The sequence below is a fragment of the Lelliottia nimipressuralis genome (assembly GCF_004115925.1).
In the GTDB taxonomy this organism is placed as follows: Bacteria; Pseudomonadota; Gammaproteobacteria; order Enterobacterales; family Enterobacteriaceae; genus Enterobacter; species Enterobacter nimipressuralis.
In genome coordinates, this window is the sequence record NZ_SDDX01000009.1 from 124668 (window position 1) to 139587 (window position 14920).

Genomic DNA, 14920 nt, shown 5'->3' on the forward strand with positions numbered 1-14920 from the left:
AACGACGATGAACAACAACGTTGAAACCATCAAAGTGGTCCCGGCGCGCTATCCCTGGCGCACCGTCGGAGCGATTGCTGCGCTGTTTGTGCTGGCGGTCGTCGTTCAGTCGGTGGCCTTTAATCCGCGCTGGGAGTGGGGCGTGTTTGCACGCTGGTTCTTCGATCCGGTGATTCTGGAAGGGGTGGGGCAAACGCTGCTGCTGACCTTAATCGGCACAGCGTTGAGCGTGGTGCTGGGCGGCATGTTAGCGCTGGCGCGACTCTCTTCGTCGTGGCTCTTAAGCACCCTGGCGTTTGGCTACATCTGGCTGTTCCGCTCGCTGCCGCTGATTGTGGTGCTGATCATTCTCTACAACTTCTCGTATCTGTACGACACGCTCTCCCTCGGCGTGCCTTTTACTCAGATAACCTGGGGCACATTTGAGACCATCAACGTGCTGGGGCAGTTTTCAACCGCCGTGGTAGGTCTGACACTGGTGCAGAGCGCTTACACCGCCGAAATCATTCGCGGTGGCTTTTTAGGCGTCGATCACGGCCAGTACGAAGCGGCTGCCGCGCTGGGCCTGCCGGCCTGGCGCCGCACGGTGCGCATTATTCTGCCGCAGGCGCTTCGCACCATTTTGCCGTCCGGGTTTAATGAGATTATCAGCCTCGCCAAAGGCACCGCCATGGTGTACGTCCTGGCCATGCCGGAGCTGTTCTACACCATTCAGATGATCTACAACCGCACGCAGGAGGTGATCCCGCTGCTGATGGTTGGCGCGGCCTGGTATCTGGTGATCACCACTGTGCTGTCGGTCATTCAGCATGTGGTGGAGCGCGGTCTTGCCCGCAGCGAACGCCGCTCGGCGGTGAATCAGTCTCGCGCCAGTCAGCGCACCCGTTCCGTTACCCCATCACAGGAGCCTATCCATGCCAGCCTCTCCTGAAGGACATATTTCGATTACCGGCGTCAGTAAATTCTTTGGTCGCCATAAGGCGCTGGATAACGTGTCGCTTGAGATTCCGCCCGGTTCGGTGACGGTGATCCTCGGCCCATCCGGCTCCGGTAAATCGACGCTGTTACGCACCATTAACCACCTGGAGCGCGTCGATGAAGGCTTCATCCAGATTGACGGGGATTACATCGGCTATCGCCGTCAGGGCGACAAACTCTATGAGCTGAAAGAGAAAGAGATCCTCAAGCAGCGCGTCAACGTCGGCTACGTGTTCCAGAACTTTAATCTCTTCCCGCATCTCACGGTGCTGGAAAACCTGATTGAAGCGCCGATCGCGCATAAGCAGCTGAGCCGTAAAGCGGCGGTAGAGCGGGCGTACGGCCTGCTGGATGTGGTCGGTCTACGTGAAAAAGCCGACGCCTGGTCGCGTCATCTTTCCGGCGGCCAGCAGCAGCGCATCGCCATTGCCCGTGCGCTTGCCCTGCGCCCGCGGGTGATGCTGTTTGATGAGCCGACGTCGGCTCTCGACCCGGAACTGGTGGGAGAAGTGCTGGACGTGATTAAAAAATTGGCCCGATCCGGCACCACGCTGGTGGTGGTGACGCATGAGATCGGTTTTGCCCGCGAAGTGGCGGATCAGGTGGTGTTCATGGTTGATGGCAAAATTGTCGAGCAGGGCAGCAGCGACGAGGTATTAAACCGTCCGTCGCACGCCCGAACGCGTCAGTTCCTGTCGAAAGTGCTGTAAGGAGAGGGTATGAAATACGGATTGCTGGCGCTGCTGGGCGTCGTTTCAGTGAGCCAGGCCAGCATTGATTTAAAGGCTAACGAACAGCCGCTGCCGGTGACGGTGGATCAGGCGGCGATCGCGAAGATCCCGCAGGGCTATAAATTTGTCGAGCCGGGTACGCTGACGGTCGCCATCTCTGCCCTTAATTCGCCGCCGCTGGCGCTGCTTGCCAGCGATAATCGCACCCGTATTGGCAGCGATCCGGATATCGCCCGGCTGCTGGCGGGGAGTCTGGGGTTAAAACTGAAACTGGTACCGACCGCCTGGGAAGACTGGCCGCTTGGGATCAGCTCCGGGCGTTACGACGTGGCGCTGGTGAACATTGCGGTGACCGAGCAGCGTAAAGAGAAGTTTGATTTTGCCACCTATCGCGTCGATTCACTGGCGTTTTCGGTGAAATCCACCAGCGACGTGCAGACAATTAAAAATGCCGAAGATCTGGCGGGTAAAAAGGTGATTGTCGGCTCCGGCACCAATCAGGAGCGCATTCTTCTCGGCTGGAATGAAGAGAACAAAAAGGCCGGGCGTGAGACGGCGCTGCCGGTCTATCTGACGGATGACGCTTCCGGCAATTTGTATATTCAGTCCGGGCGCGCGGATGTGTTTTTCGGCCCGCAGTCGGTTTCCGCCTATAAAGCGGCGCTGACGGGCAAAACCCGGGTAGTGGGGCTTGGGCCGAAAAAAGCCTATGTTGCGACCACCACCAAAAAGGGCAACGAACTGGTGTATGCCCTGCAGGCCGCGCTCGATGGGGCGATTCAGCGTGGGGAGTATCAGCAGGTGCTGGCGCGCTGGGGTGAGCAGGGCGAAGGCGTCGCGCGCTCCGAAGTCAATCCGCCGGGCATCACCTACTGATGTTCTACACTTAGAATTTGTTCTGAGTGGGGGCAGTATGATTAACGTGTATGGCGTACCCGGCTGGGGATCGGCAATCAGCGAAGTGATGCTGACCCTGGCCGATATTCCCTATCGTTTTATCAACGTCGAAGGGTTTGATTCGCCAGGCCCGCAGCGCGCTCTGCTGGAGAAACTCAATCCTTTGTGCCAGGTGCCGACGCTGGAGCTGGAAAATGGCGCAGTGATGAGTGAAACGGCCGCCATCGGCCTGATGATTCTGGACCGTTGCCCGGAACTCGCCCCACCCGTGGGCCATCCCGACCGGGCGCAGTTTCAACGCCTGCTGATCTGGCTGGTGGCCAATGTCTATCCTACGTTTACCTACGCCGATTACCCTGAACGTTGGGCGCCGGACGCACCGGAACAGCTGCGCGAAAATTGTATCGCCTGGCGTAAGTCGCTCTACCTGTGGCTGGATAATCATCTTAAAGCCGCGCCCTATGCGCTCGGCGAGCAGCTCACGCTGATTGACGTCTATGTTGCGGTGATGCGCACCTGGGGCCCGCGCCACGCGTGGTTTGCCGCCAATACGCCGCGTATCACCGCCATTGCCGATGCTGTCTGTCAGCGGCCAGAACTGCACAAGGTGTTAAAGGCGAACGAAATTATCTGATAAGTTGAAATGCTCACAACAACAGGAGCCTGCAATGCCACACGTTGATATCAAATGTTTTCCCCGCGATTTGAACGATGAACAAAAAACCGCCCTGGCGGCGGATATCGCGGAGGTGATTATTCGTCATTTTAACAGTAAAGACAGTTCAGTCTCTGTTGCCCTGAATCAGGTGCAGCAGGAAGACTGGAAAGCGCAGGTCTGGGATACGGAAATCGGACCGAAGCTGGATGAACTCATCAAAAAGCCTGGATATTCGATGTAAGATTTAGGCCGGGTGGCGTCTGCGCTTACCCGGCATAAAACGCTACCCCATCACCCGCAACAACGTATCCAGCAGCCCCGGAAAGCGGGCATCCAGATCTTCTCTTCGAAGCGAAATCATATTCTCGCGCCCCTGCGGGCGTTGCCAGATCACGCCGCTATCGCGCAGCACGCGCCAGTGGTGGGTCATGGTCGATTTGGCAATGTCTTCCGGGCGCAGGGCGTTGCAGCTCAGTTCACTGCCATCGGCGAGCAGGCGGAGGACCTCCAGTCGCAGCGGGTTACCGAGGGCTAACAGCACATTTTCCAGCGTGATTTGTTCAGGTTCGGGGTGGTTGGCGATCATAGACTTCCTGGGTTAGCGGGAAGGTGAGCTATCTTAATGATAGGCCCATCCTTAAAAAAATAGTTCGTATATACTCGTACAATAGGACTATTATAGCAGACGAACACACAGACGACCATTCCGGTCGTTCTACTCAAGTCAAACTGACTAAGGATTTATCATGCCCCGACCCATCCCTCTTGAGCGTTATCGCAACATCGGTATCTCCGCGCATATCGATGCCGGTAAAACGACCACCACCGAGCGCATTCTGTTTTACACCGGAATGAGCCACAAACTGGGTGAAGTCCACGATGGCGCGGCAACAACTGACTGGATGGCGCAGGAGCAAGAGCGCGGGATCACCATTACGTCCGCGGCGGTGAGCTGCTTCTGGCCCGGTATGGATCGTAATTTTGAACCGCACCGGATCAACATTATCGACACCCCAGGGCACGTGGATTTCACCATTGAAGTGGAACGATCCATGCGCGTGCTCGACGGTGCGGTGATGGTTTATGACTCCGTCGGTGGCGTCCAGCCGCAGTCGGAAACCGTCTGGCGCCAGGCGAACAAATACCACGTCCCGCGCCTGGCGTTCGTCAACAAAATGGACCGTCCGGGAGCCGATTTCTTCCGCGTGGTGCAGATGATGATTGATCGCCTGAAGGCCAACCCGGTGCCGATTGTCATCCCTGTTGGCGCTGAAGAGCACTTCAGCGGGGTGGTCGATCTCATCAAAATGCGCGCCATTTTGTGGGACGACGCCACCCAGGGCATGACCTTCAGCTATGCGCCGGTCCCGGACGATTTGCTGAGCACCGCCAAAATCTGGCGGGAAAAAATGGTCTCGGCCGCCGCGGAAGCCAGCGATGCGCTGATGGATAAATACCTGGAAACGGGCGATCTGGATGAAGCGGAAATCATCGACGGGCTGCGTATACGCACGGTCAAAGGTGAAATCCAGCCGATGCTGTGCGGCAGTGCCTTTAAAAATAAAGGGGTACAGCGCATGCTCGACGCGGTGATCGAACTGATGCCATCGCCCCTCGACGTACCGGCTATTGATGGCGTGGATGATAAAGGGCAACCGGCGGAGCGTCACCCGAGCGACGACGAACCCTTCTCGGCGCTGGCGTTCAAACTGATGACCGACCCGTACGTCGGCCAGCTGACCTTTATCCGTGTCTATTCCGGCGTGCTGAGAAAAGGCGATGCGGTATACAACCCGGTGAAAGGGAAGAAAGAGCGTATCGGGCGTATTGTGCAGATGCATGCCAACGACCGTCATGAAGTCGATGAACTGCGCGCGGGCGATATCGCCGCTTGCGTGGGGCTGAAAGATGTCACGACGGGCGACACCCTGAGCGATCCGGATCATCTGATCACCCTGGAGCGTATGGAGTTCCCGGACCCGGTGATTTCTCTGGCGATTGAGCCGAAAACCAAGGCCGATCAGGAGAAAATGGGGATCGCGCTGCAGCGCCTGGCGGCTGAAGATCCGTCGTTCCGCCTGCACACGGACGAAGAATCCGGGCAGACGATTATCTCCGGGATGGGCGAGTTGCACCTGGAAATTATCGTCGACCGCATGAAACGCGAGTTTGGCGTCGAAGCGAACATTGGCCGTCCACAGGTCACCTACCGCGAAACCTTGCGTAAAGCGGTGAAAGAGATCGAGGGCAAATTTGTCCGTCAGTCCGGCGGTAAAGGGCAGTACGGCCACGTCGTGCTAAGCCTTGAACCGCTTGAGCCAGGCAGCGGCTTTAAATTTGAAGACGCCACCAAAGGCGGCGTGGTACCGCGCGAGTACATTCCGTCCGTGGAAAAAGGCTTGCGTGAAGCCATGAACAGCGGCGTGCTGGCGGGTTATCCGGTGGTAGACGTGAAAGCGACCCTGACTTTTGGTTCGTACCATGATGTCGACTCCTCGGAAATGGCCTTCCGCATGGCGGCGATCTTTGGCTTTAAAGAGGGCGCGCGCAAAGCGGACCCGGCGATTCTGGAGCCGGTGATGCACGTGGAGGTGGAGACGCCAGAAGAGTACGCCGGGAATATCATGGGCGATCTCTCTTCCCGTCGCGGGATGGTGCAGGGCATGGAAGAGCGGTTCGGCAGCCAGATTATTCGCGCTGACGTCCCGCTGGCCGAGATGTTTGGTTACGCGACCACCCTGCGATCGATGTCGCAAGGGCGTGCAACCTACAGTATGGAGTTTCACCATTACGCCGAAGCGCCGCGCAACGTGGCCGATGACATTATTGCCAGTCGCGCGAAAGGCTAGCGCAGCCCGTTAAGCAGGAAAAATGCCCGGTAAACCGGGCCTATAAAATAAGCGCCGGAATTTATTCCGGCGCTTTTACGATCTTCCCGCTCGTCACAAAGGTTCCCGCGCCCAGGTGATGCAGCGTATTGAGCTTATCCTCATCAAACTGCCAGCGTCCGGCGACAAACGCGCGTGAATCCGCTGCCGCAGCCACCACTTCGCCAAACAGCGTATCGTATTTTTCCGCCGCTGAGGTCGCAGGGAGTAAGCGACACTCCATCCACGCCAGACACCGCTCCTCTATCACAGGCAGGCCCAGCACCGGGCCGCTGACTGCCGGAATGCCGTAGGCGTTAAATTTATCCTCATCGCGACCGCTGACGCTGCCCACGGCGTAGGTCCAGTTTGCGGCGGCGACCCCCGGAATGACGATACCAAACATGCCGCTGCGCTCGATCAGTTCGCGCGACCACGCGCTTTTATCCACCACAATCGCAATGCGCGGTGGTTCGAATTCGACGGGCATCGACCAGGCCGCGGCCATCACGTTGCGTCTGTCGAGTTGCTCATCGCGGCTGGTGATAAGCACCGTCGGGCCGTGATTGAGAAGGCGGCTCGCATGTTTTAATTCAACGGGACGGAAATGGTTCACAGGAACTCCTCATACAGGGGCAATACGGCATTAAACGGCTGAAACGCAGGTGAAATCAAGCTGCAACATGCGTGTCATGCGTTCGTCATACAGGCTCCCTACAGTGGCGAACACGAAATCCCAAAGAGGATAACAAGATGTACAGCACTATCACGCTCAACGGCGTGTCGTACGCGTTTGGTGCGAACACCGTGTTAAATCAACTCGATCTGCATATTGATGCGGGTAGCGTCGTCGCGCTGCTCGGCCCGTCTGGCTGTGGGAAAAGCACACTGCTGCGACTGCTCGCCGGGCTTGCACAGCCCGCACAGGGCGAAATCTTCTTTGGTGACCGACGGGTGGCGAAAGCAGGCTGGTCGCTGCCGCCGGAGGCCCGTGACATCGGCATGGTCTTCCAGGATTACGCCCTCTGGCCGCACATGACGGTGGCACAAAACGTGGCCTTCCCTCTGAAAATGCGCCACATCCCGCGCCGTGACATCGGCACGCGCGTGGCGCAGGCGCTGGCACGGGTTGGCTTAAGCGATTTTGCCGACCGTAAACCGGCGGGGTTATCCGGCGGCCAGCAGCAGCGGGTGGCACTCGCCCGGGCGATCGTCGCCGAGCCGCGCGTGCTGTTGTTCGACGAACCGCTCTCCAATCTCGATAGCGAACTGCGCGAATCACTGTGTCATGAGATGGCAACGCTTCTGCGCCAGCTCGGGACGACGGCCATCTATGTTACCCACGACCGCCGGGAGGCTGAACTTCTGGCCGATCGCATCGTGCATTTATCTGCAGGCAGCGTCGCAGCGGATCGTTTGATTTCATCCTCAGGGGAGTTCGCATGAAAAGGTCATTTGCCGTTACTAAAGGAGTTTTTCTCGCCATGGCGCTATCTTCCGTCATGATGTCCAGCGCCCACGCGCTGACCGTCTACACTGCAGGGCCAGGATCGCTGGCCAAGAATCTGGCAACCGGGTTTGAAAAGAAAACCGGGGTGAAAGTGGATATTTTCCAGGCGACCACCGGCAAAGTCATGGCGCGTCTGGAGGCCGAACAGGCCAACCCGCAGGCGGATATTTTGATCTCCGCGTCCTGGGATACAGCGGAAGATCTTCACCAGCGCGGCTGGCTGTTACCGTACCAGAGCGCGAACGCGCAGCACGTTCCGGCTACTCTGAAATCCACGGATTATGTCGCCCAGGGCGTGTCGGCGCTTGGCATCGTCTGGAACACCAAAAGCGGTACCCCGGAGCCAAAAGAGTGGCAGGATCTGACCACCGATGCGTTCAAAGATAAAGTCACCACGCCCGATCCGGCGCTGTCAGGCGCGTCGCTCGACCTGCTGATCGGGCTGCAAAACGGCATGGGCGACAACGCCTGGACGCTGTTTGATAAGCTGAAAAAGAACGGCATGGTGGTCAGCGGCCCGAACGCGCAGGCGGTGACGCCGGTGATGCAGGGGGCGAAAGCGGCGGTATTTGGTGCGGTTGACTATGTCTCTTACGGCAATATCAATCAGGGCGAATCGCTTAAAGTCATTTTCCCGTCCAGCGGCACGGTGATCGCGCCGCGTCCGATGATGATCCTTAAATCCACCGCCCATGCCGACGATGCCAAAGCGTTCGTCGATTACGTGTTGTCGCCGGAAGGCCAGACGATGGTGGCCGATGCCTGGCTGATGCCCGCGCGCGACGATGTTCAGGCTAAACGCCCGCTGCTCAATGAGCTGAAAATTCTGCCGACCAAAAGCGAGGGTAGCAGCGAGCGCAGCGATATTCTCAAGCGCTTCAACACGCTTTTCTCCCTGTAATTCATTCGACGGGGGCAACCCCGTCTTCAGGATTGTCTCGTGAATCAACGATTTTTATCCGTGATGACGCTGGCGCTGCTGGTGATTCTGGTGGCGTTTCCGCTCGCGTTTATTCTCCTTCAGGCGGTATTTCCGCAGTTCAGTGCCGGATCGTTTTCCGGCGCGTTTGGCGGGGTCAAGGAGCTGTTAGCTGAGCCGCAGCTCCCCGGCATGCTCGGTGGCACGCTGCAGATTGCGCTCGGCGTGGCGCTGGTGAGCGCGCTGATCGGCTTTCCCCTCGGCGTGGCGCGCGGGCTGTTTAATCTGCCGCTGCCGCGCCTGTGGGATTTGCTGTTTCTGATCCCTTTTTTAACGCCGCCCTATATCGCGGCGCTGTCGTGGATGCTGGTGCTTCAGACCAACGGCTATTTGCAGCAACTCACCGGGATTTCCCTGAACGATCTGCTGTTCAGTAAAACCGGGATTGTGCTGGTGATGGCGCTGAATATTTTCCCGGTGGTTTACTTCGCCGTTTCGCGCAGTCTGCTCGCCAGCGGGCAGCGTCTGGCGCGGGTCGCCCGCGTTCATGGCGCCAGCGCGAGCAGGGCGTTCTGGCACATCACTCTGCCGATGCTTTCCCCGTCCCTGGCAGCCGGAATGCTGCTGGCTTTTACCCTGGCGATTGAGGAGTTTGGCGTTCCGGCGGCGCTGGGAACGCGCGCGGGCGTAGTGATGCTGACTACCGACATCGAGAAAAAACTGGCCGACTGGCCAATCGATCTTTCGGGGGCGTCGATGCTGTCGGTGGTATTAGTCGCCATCGCCCTGTGCGCCTGGGGAGTGCAGAAAAAGCTGACCGGTCAGCATGATGTCACCAGTATCACCGGTAAACCGACGGAAAATATGGGCGCGGAGGCGGGGCGCTGGACGCTGCCGATGGTGGCATTCATGACGCTGGTAGGAATAATTGCGGTGGTGTTGCCCGGCGCATCGATGGTGTTATCGGGGATGTTGGGCACGTTATCGGGCGGCGTGACGCTTTCTAACGTGACGTTGTCACACTATGCCGCGCTGTTTAGCCAGCAGGGTGACGCCCTGGCGGCGCTGGGAACCAGCCTCTCCCTGGCGTTCGGCGCGGCCTGCATCACCGGGCTGCTTGGCTTGTTGGCGTCGTGGCTGGTGGTAGTACAGAAGATCACCGGGCGTGGCCTAATCGATGCGCTCTCTCTGATGCCTGCGGCGCTGCCCGGTGTGGTGGTCGGTGTCGGATTGATCCTGCTGTGGAACCAGCCGTTCTGGGTAATTTCACCCTACAACAGCTGGGCGATCCTGTTGCTCTCCTACTGCTGTTTACTTCTGCCGTGGCCGGTGCGCTATGTCGGGAGCGCGCTGCGCCAGCTGGGCGGCAATCTTGAATCCGCTGCGCGCGTGCATGGTGCATCGGCGTTTCAGGCGCTGCGCTTTATCGTGCTGCCGCTGGTCTCCCCGGCGCTGCTGGCGGCGATGCTGATGGTCTTCGCCATTGCCTCGCGGGAGCTGGTAACGTCGCTACTGCTTGCGCCAGCCGGTACGCAAACCGTCTCGGTGTTTATCTGGCGTCAGTTTGAACAGGGTTCCGTGGGGCAAGGGATGGCGATGGCGACACTGACGCTAGTGACCGGGCTGGTGCTGATGCTCACGGCGCTTCGCATCATGCAGCGCGGCGCGGCCCGATAAAAAGCACTTTTGCACCAGTGGGCGGGCAAAAATAGTTTATAAACAGGGAATATCTCTACAAGGAACTTCACTATGTCCCCATTTCTGAGCGCCTATTTTGCCCGTATCGGCTGGCAGCAGCCGGTTTCCGTGGATATCGACACCCTGCGGGCGCTGCATTTGAGTCACAACTGCGCGATCCCGTTTGAAAATATTGACGTGGTCATGCCGCGTGAAATCCAGCTCGACGATCAGAGCGTCGCAGACAAACTCGTTTCGGCGCGGCGCGGCGGGTACTGCTTTGAGCAGAACGGGCTGTTCGAGCGCGTGCTGCGCGAGGTCGGTTTTGAGGTGCGCAGCGTGCTGGGCCGCGTGGTGCTGGCGAATCCGCCGCAGATGCCGCCGCGCACCCACCGTCTGCTGCTGGTTGAACTCAACGGCGAGCGCTGGATTGCGGACGTCGGATTCGGTGGACAGACGCTGACGGCGCCGATTCGCCTGATTGCCGCAGAAGAGCAGGCCACGCCACACGGCGTCTATCGCCTGATGAACGAGAACAACGACTGGGTGTTACAGTTCCGCCATCATGAGCACTGGCAGTCGATGTACCATTTTGACCTTGCGACGCAGTATTTCACCGATTACGTGATGGGCAATTTCTGGTCTGCTCACTGGCCGCAGTCGCACTTCCGCCACCACCTGCTGATGTGCCGACACCTGCCGGACGGCGGTAAACTGACTTTGACCAATTACCACTTTACCCACTGGCAGGGTACGCGCGTGGCGGAGCAGATTAACCTGCCGGACGCCAAGGCGCTGTATACGCTGATGCAGGAGCGATTTGGGCTGGGCGTGGATGATCCGAAACACGGTTTTTCATTGACCGAACTGACGGCGGTGATGGCCGGGTTTGATACCCATCCCGATGCGGGGAAATAGAGTTAAAAGGGGCGAAAGCCCCTTTTGTTTTAATTGACGGCGAACGCTATTCGATTATCCGAATAATATTTCTGTATGATCAAGCACCCATATTTATTTTTAAATGACTTTAGTGTGTTGGATTAAAAATAAAATAAAGGTATGTCTTTTATGCCATTGCGATGCAAAAAAACCATCACCTGTGCAATTTACACTGTCGCAGAATTAAAATAATATCCCCACTCAATGCAAGGGCGTGAATTTAACGGTGATGTGACAGCCTATAGCACCATACATCCACTGCTATAATTTAACGCTTATCCGTTGCTTTGCTGAGGATTCAGATGCGTCATCTGCCGAAAATTAATCAGCTAAAAAATCTTCGTGCGGTTATTCAGCACGGGAGCATACGTTCGGCAGCGGAGGCGAATCATCAGACACAATCTGCGATGACCCGTAGCATACAGGAGCTGGAAAAAACCCTGGGTGTGGTTCTGCTGGACAGACGCGCGCGGCGCTTTGCTTACCGAGGCTGGCCGCATTTTTGAACCGCGAATGAACCTCGTGCTCAACGAGCTGGAACGCGCCGTTGATGAGCTTCGCCAGCAGGAGAGTGCGGCCCAGGGCGTGGTGATGTTTGGCTGCTCACATCTGCCAGCCTTCGGGATCATGCCGGGTATCATTGAGCGATTTCAGGCCCGTTACCCGCAGGCGACATTAACGGTGATCGAAGGGCAGCTGTCTGAGCTGTTGGCATCGCTGCGTCTGGGGCGGATGGACTTTTTTCTCGGTATCGTCACACCGGATATTGCCCTGCAGGAGTTCAGCGAAGAGCTGCTGGGTAGGGCGAAATTTTGTGTTTTTGCCCACAAGGATCATCCCTTGTCACAGGCGCGGTCGCTTGCAGAACTGCGCAATGCGAAATGGTATCTCCCCATTGCCAGCGCCGGTTTTTTTAGCGCCATTGAGAGCGTGGTTTTTCCTGATGGCAAAGGCCCTGAAGCCTCTGTTCTGTATGGCGATTCCACCACTATTGCCGAACAGCTTATTTTGAGCGAGGGCTATCTTTCCGTGGGCCCGCAGGCCATGCTGGCGCTTCCGTGGCTGAAAGATAAGTTATGTCAGATAAATGTCGAGGAGATCCTGCCCGACGGAAAATACAGTTTGATCTACCGCCAACAACAAACGCTCACACCCGTTGCAAAATTACTGATGAATGATATCCGTCACACATTTATAAAATATTTCCCTGGTTAGCTATAATTACTCCTCCTGCTGGTGTTTTACACCAGCACACTAAAGGTCAGATTATGTTTATCTATTTTTCCCGTCCGCGGTGGGTTAATGCTGCTTCGCGCATGCCGACTCTTTTATCTTTTTCGATAAACCTGCTTCTCCTGCTTATTATTATTCCGATATCGGTTTCTGTTCAGGCGATTGATAATATTACTGAAGGGCAAATTATTACTGTTCCTGGCGATGCAGGTTCACCGGCGACGGCGCTTAATTTTCATATTAACGGAACGTTAAATATAGGCGTGAGCGGGGGTGAAACGGGTATCGTACAAAGCTATAGCGGCTTTGTGGCGTCAACTGCGGATTCGGAAAGCCATGTGGTGGTGACGGGCGACGGTTCTCACTGGGATAACACCAGTTTCCTCTACGTCGGACATACGGGTAACGGAACCTTGCTCATTCGTGATGGCGGTTTGGTAACGAATCTCTCCACCGGCTTTATCGGTTTTAATGCTTTGTCATCGGGCACGGTAGAAGTCACCGGGCCGGGCTCCACCTGGAATACCGTTAATAGCCTGGGGATTGGCCGCGACGGGGCGGGTACCTTGATCGTCGCTGATGGGGGCGTCGTTAATGCCCGCACGGTCACGCTTGGACAAAACGCGGGGTCAAGCGGGGTGCTGATTATCGGAGGAGAGGCCTCGCGCGCGCCGGGTAGCGTTGTCGGGGAGCGGATTACTGCCGGAGAGGGTTCCGGCCACATTATTCTTAATCATAACGCCACGGACTACGTATTCGACAGCACCCTGAATGATGGGCTGGATAATGCTGAAGGCGCGGGCACCGGGTTGGTCGGAAATATCTCGATCGACGCTGTTAACGGCAGAACGCTGTTTAACCGCGATCACGGTGATTTTACCGGGCTGCTACAGGCTCAGGAAAATGGCGTGATGAGCGTCAACGGCGATATGTCTGGTGCGACCGTGTCCCTGCTGTCGGGCGGCACGCTGGAGGGCATCGGGCGTGTCGGGAGTACCACCAATGCAGGAACGATTTCGCCGGGCAACTCCATCGGCACCCTGACCATTGACGGGGATTATCACGGAGACGGTGGCAGAGTGCTGATGGAAAGTGTCCTCGGCGGCGATGATTCCCCCGCAGATCGGCTGCTGATTACCGGCAGCGCGTCGGGCAATACCACGGTTGAGATCGTGAATCTCGGTGGCGAAGGGGGATTCACGGAAAACGGTATTCCCCTGATTTTTGCCGCGCAGCAATCGGACGGCGAGGCGTTTACGCTTCACGGTGATTTCACCACGACCGACGGTGAGCAGGCGGTGGTGCATGGCGCGTATGCCTACACGTTTCGCACGCTGGAGTATGGGCAGGGGCGCTGGTGGTATTTGACCTCGGATCTTGCCGATCCGCAGTCACCTGTCGCGCCGGTGCCTGAAGTGCCCGATCCCGAAACCCCTGTGCCCAATCCGGTCACGCCGGGTTTGCCGGTGTTCCCTGTCATCCCTGAAACGCCGGATGAAAATGTGCCGCAGCGTTACCATCCTGGGGCGGCCCTCTATGAACAGTATCCGCAGATCCTCGCGGAACTGAATCGCGTTCCTACCCTGCAACAGCGCGTGGGGGATCGCTACTGGGTGGACGGCGTTGCGCCGCAAACAGAAAGTGCGCCTGGTTCCTGGGCGCGTATTGAAGGTACGCGTACGCACAGTGAGCCGGTCTCATCCACGACCGACGCTCAGCGAACAACCACGCTCTGGAAGCTACAGGCCGGGCTGGATGTTCCAGTGCATGAAAACGCGCACGGATTACTGACGGGCGGCGTGAACTTTAGCTATGGCCGGGCGGATGCGGATATTCGCGCTTACTCTGGCAAAGGCAGTATCAACACCACCGGTTACGGCCCTGGGCTGACGCTGACCTGGTACGGCAATAATGGTTTTTATGTCGACGGGCAGCTGCAAATGATGTTTTTCGACAGCGATCTGGATTCCGATACGGTCGGCAAACCCCTGACATCGTCCAATAAAGGGAACGGCTATGCAGGCTCCGTCGAAACGGGCTGGCGTCTCGATTCCGGCACCGGTTTTGCGGTTACGCCGCAGGCACAGCTGATCTGGTCGCGCGTGGATTTCGACAGTTTTGAAGACAGGTTCGACAGCAAGGTGTCACTCAGCGAGGGGAACAGTCTGCTTGCGCGTCTGGGTGTCAGCGGCGATCGTCGCGACGAATGGCAGGCGCAGGACAAAACCCGGACACGCTCGCTGCTGCAAGTTACGCTCGATGTGTATCAGGAGCTGGGCGATGGCCGCTCTGTGGATGTCGCCGAGGTCAACTTCGCATCGCGCGATGCGCGGACACAAATTGCGACGGGCGTTGGCGGCACGCTGGCGTGGAATGACGGGCGCTATGAGGTGTACGGCAACCTGGGCGTTCAGGCGAGTCCGCATAATCCATCCGATAACTACGGGGCAGGCGGGAATATCGGGGTGCGCGTCAAATGGTAACGTCCCCGCCTGGAGTGACGGGGAGGGT

Annotated in this window: 15 protein-coding genes; 13 read left to right on the top strand and 2 right to left on the bottom strand. The window is 57.6% G+C overall.

Annotation, left to right across the window (positions count from 1 at the left end):
* Positions 1 to 7 precede the first annotated feature (7 nt).
* The 5 genes from ETG88_RS09275 to pptA are packed head-to-tail and all read left to right on the top strand — an operon-like array spanning position 8 to position 3505.
* Complete coding sequence (locus ETG88_RS09275) at positions 8 to 931, top strand: amino acid ABC transporter permease (protein WP_129035256.1); 924 nt, start codon at positions 8 to 10, stop codon at positions 929 to 931.
* Positions 915 to 1688 (top strand): amino acid ABC transporter ATP-binding protein, encoded by a 774-nt coding sequence (locus tag ETG88_RS09280; RefSeq protein WP_100780060.1) that lies wholly within the window; start codon positions 915 to 917, stop codon positions 1686 to 1688. The genes ETG88_RS09275 and ETG88_RS09280 overlap by 17 nt, the downstream gene beginning before the upstream one ends.
* A gap of 9 nt (positions 1689 to 1697) precedes the next feature.
* On the top strand, positions 1698 to 2585 hold the full coding sequence (locus ETG88_RS09285; protein ID WP_129035257.1) for a transporter substrate-binding domain-containing protein: 888 nt from the start codon (positions 1698 to 1700) through the stop codon (positions 2583 to 2585).
* A gap of 37 nt (positions 2586 to 2622) precedes the next feature.
* Positions 2623 to 3240 (top strand): glutathione S-transferase family protein, encoded by a 618-nt coding sequence (locus ETG88_RS09290; protein WP_123427822.1) that lies wholly within the window; start codon positions 2623 to 2625, stop codon positions 3238 to 3240.
* 34 nt (positions 3241 to 3274) lie between these two features.
* Positions 3275 to 3505: a tautomerase PptA gene (pptA, locus tag ETG88_RS09295; RefSeq protein WP_012017474.1), complete on the top strand. Its 231-nt coding sequence runs from the start codon at positions 3275 to 3277 to the stop codon at positions 3503 to 3505.
* 42 nt (positions 3506 to 3547) lie between these two features.
* On the opposite strand, the gene ETG88_RS09300 is transcribed toward pptA, so the two are convergent.
* Positions 3548 to 3850 carry an ArsR/SmtB family transcription factor gene (locus ETG88_RS09300; RefSeq protein ID WP_123427826.1) on the bottom strand — a complete coding sequence of 101 codons (303 nt, stop codon included), beginning with the start codon at positions 3848 to 3850 and terminating at the stop codon, positions 3548 to 3550.
* A 160-nt stretch (positions 3851 to 4010) separates the two neighbouring features.
* Between ETG88_RS09300 and fusA the strand changes: the two genes are divergently transcribed.
* Positions 4011 to 6113: an elongation factor G gene (gene fusA, locus ETG88_RS09305; protein WP_107703509.1), complete on the top strand. Its 2103-nt coding sequence runs from the start codon at positions 4011 to 4013 to the stop codon at positions 6111 to 6113.
* A gap of 61 nt (positions 6114 to 6174) precedes the next feature.
* Here the strand turns inward: fusA and ETG88_RS09310 are convergent, their stop codons facing one another.
* On the bottom strand, positions 6175 to 6747 hold the full coding sequence (locus ETG88_RS09310; protein WP_129035258.1) for a flavin reductase family protein: 573 nt from the start codon (positions 6745 to 6747) through the stop codon (positions 6175 to 6177).
* A gap of 137 nt (positions 6748 to 6884) precedes the next feature.
* On the opposite strand from ETG88_RS09310, the gene ETG88_RS09315 reads away from it, so the two are divergent.
* The 7 genes from ETG88_RS09315 to ETG88_RS09340 all read left to right on the top strand — a co-directional run bounded on the left by ETG88_RS09315 (position 6885) and on the right by ETG88_RS09340 (position 14892).
* Entirely contained in the window at positions 6885 to 7577 is a 693-nt protein-coding gene (locus ETG88_RS09315) for an ABC transporter ATP-binding protein (RefSeq protein WP_107703511.1), read from the top strand.
* The gene (locus tag ETG88_RS09320; protein WP_100780067.1) at positions 7574 to 8542 is read left to right on the top strand and encodes an ABC transporter substrate-binding protein; all 969 of its coding nucleotides are present in this window, start codon (positions 7574 to 7576) and stop codon (positions 8540 to 8542) included. Before ETG88_RS09315 ends, ETG88_RS09320 begins: the two co-directional genes overlap by 4 nt.
* Before the next feature lie 39 nt (positions 8543 to 8581).
* Positions 8582 to 10237, top strand: a complete 1656-nt coding sequence (locus ETG88_RS09325) for an ABC transporter permease (protein ID WP_129035259.1) — start codon at positions 8582 to 8584, stop codon at positions 10235 to 10237.
* Between the two features lie 72 nt (positions 10238 to 10309).
* Complete coding sequence (gene nhoA, locus ETG88_RS09330; RefSeq protein WP_100780069.1) at positions 10310 to 11155, top strand: N-hydroxyarylamine O-acetyltransferase; 846 nt, start codon at positions 10310 to 10312, stop codon at positions 11153 to 11155.
* 323 nt (positions 11156 to 11478) lie between these two features.
* Positions 11479 to 11682, top strand: a complete 204-nt coding sequence (locus tag ETG88_RS22445; RefSeq protein ID WP_252152562.1) for a helix-turn-helix domain-containing protein — start codon at positions 11479 to 11481, stop codon at positions 11680 to 11682.
* Positions 11683 to 11689: 7 nt separating this feature from the next.
* Positions 11690 to 12391, top strand: a complete 702-nt coding sequence (locus tag ETG88_RS09335) for a LysR substrate-binding domain-containing protein (protein ID WP_252152563.1) — start codon at positions 11690 to 11692, stop codon at positions 12389 to 12391.
* A 101-nt stretch (positions 12392 to 12492) separates the two neighbouring features.
* Positions 12493 to 14892: an autotransporter family protein gene (locus tag ETG88_RS09340; RefSeq protein WP_164971787.1), complete on the top strand. Its 2400-nt coding sequence runs from the start codon at positions 12493 to 12495 to the stop codon at positions 14890 to 14892.
* The last annotated feature ends 28 nt before the right edge of the window (positions 14893 to 14920 follow it).

Bases quoted from the DNA above. Each gene is read 5' to 3' on its own strand.
- ETG88_RS09285 (WP_129035257.1), top strand. From the start codon at position 1,698: ATGAAATACGGATTGCTGGCGCTGCTGGGCGTCGTTTCAGTGAGCCAG.
- ETG88_RS09340 (WP_164971787.1), top strand. From the start codon at position 12,493: ATGCCGACTCTTTTATCTTTTTCGATAAACCTGCTTCTCCTGCTTATT.
- fusA (WP_107703509.1), top strand. From the start codon at position 4,011: ATGCCCCGACCCATCCCTCTTGAGCGTTATCGCAACATCGGTATCTCC.
- nhoA (WP_100780069.1), top strand. From the start codon at position 10,310: ATGTCCCCATTTCTGAGCGCCTATTTTGCCCGTATCGGCTGGCAGCAG.
- ETG88_RS09315 (WP_107703511.1), top strand. From the start codon at position 6,885: ATGTACAGCACTATCACGCTCAACGGCGTGTCGTACGCGTTTGGTGCG.
- ETG88_RS09320 (WP_100780067.1), top strand. From the start codon at position 7,574: ATGAAAAGGTCATTTGCCGTTACTAAAGGAGTTTTTCTCGCCATGGCG.
- ETG88_RS09300 (WP_123427826.1), bottom strand. From the start codon at position 3,850: ATGATCGCCAACCACCCCGAACCTGAACAAATCACGCTGGAAAATGTG.
- ETG88_RS09275 (WP_129035256.1), top strand. From the start codon at position 8: ATGAACAACAACGTTGAAACCATCAAAGTGGTCCCGGCGCGCTATCCC.
- ETG88_RS22445 (WP_252152562.1), top strand. From the start codon at position 11,479: ATGCGTCATCTGCCGAAAATTAATCAGCTAAAAAATCTTCGTGCGGTT.
- ETG88_RS09335 (WP_252152563.1), top strand. From the start codon at position 11,690: ATGAACCTCGTGCTCAACGAGCTGGAACGCGCCGTTGATGAGCTTCGC.
- pptA (WP_012017474.1), top strand. From the start codon at position 3,275: ATGCCACACGTTGATATCAAATGTTTTCCCCGCGATTTGAACGATGAA.
- ETG88_RS09280 (WP_100780060.1), top strand. From the start codon at position 915: ATGCCAGCCTCTCCTGAAGGACATATTTCGATTACCGGCGTCAGTAAA.
- ETG88_RS09290 (WP_123427822.1), top strand. From the start codon at position 2,623: ATGATTAACGTGTATGGCGTACCCGGCTGGGGATCGGCAATCAGCGAA.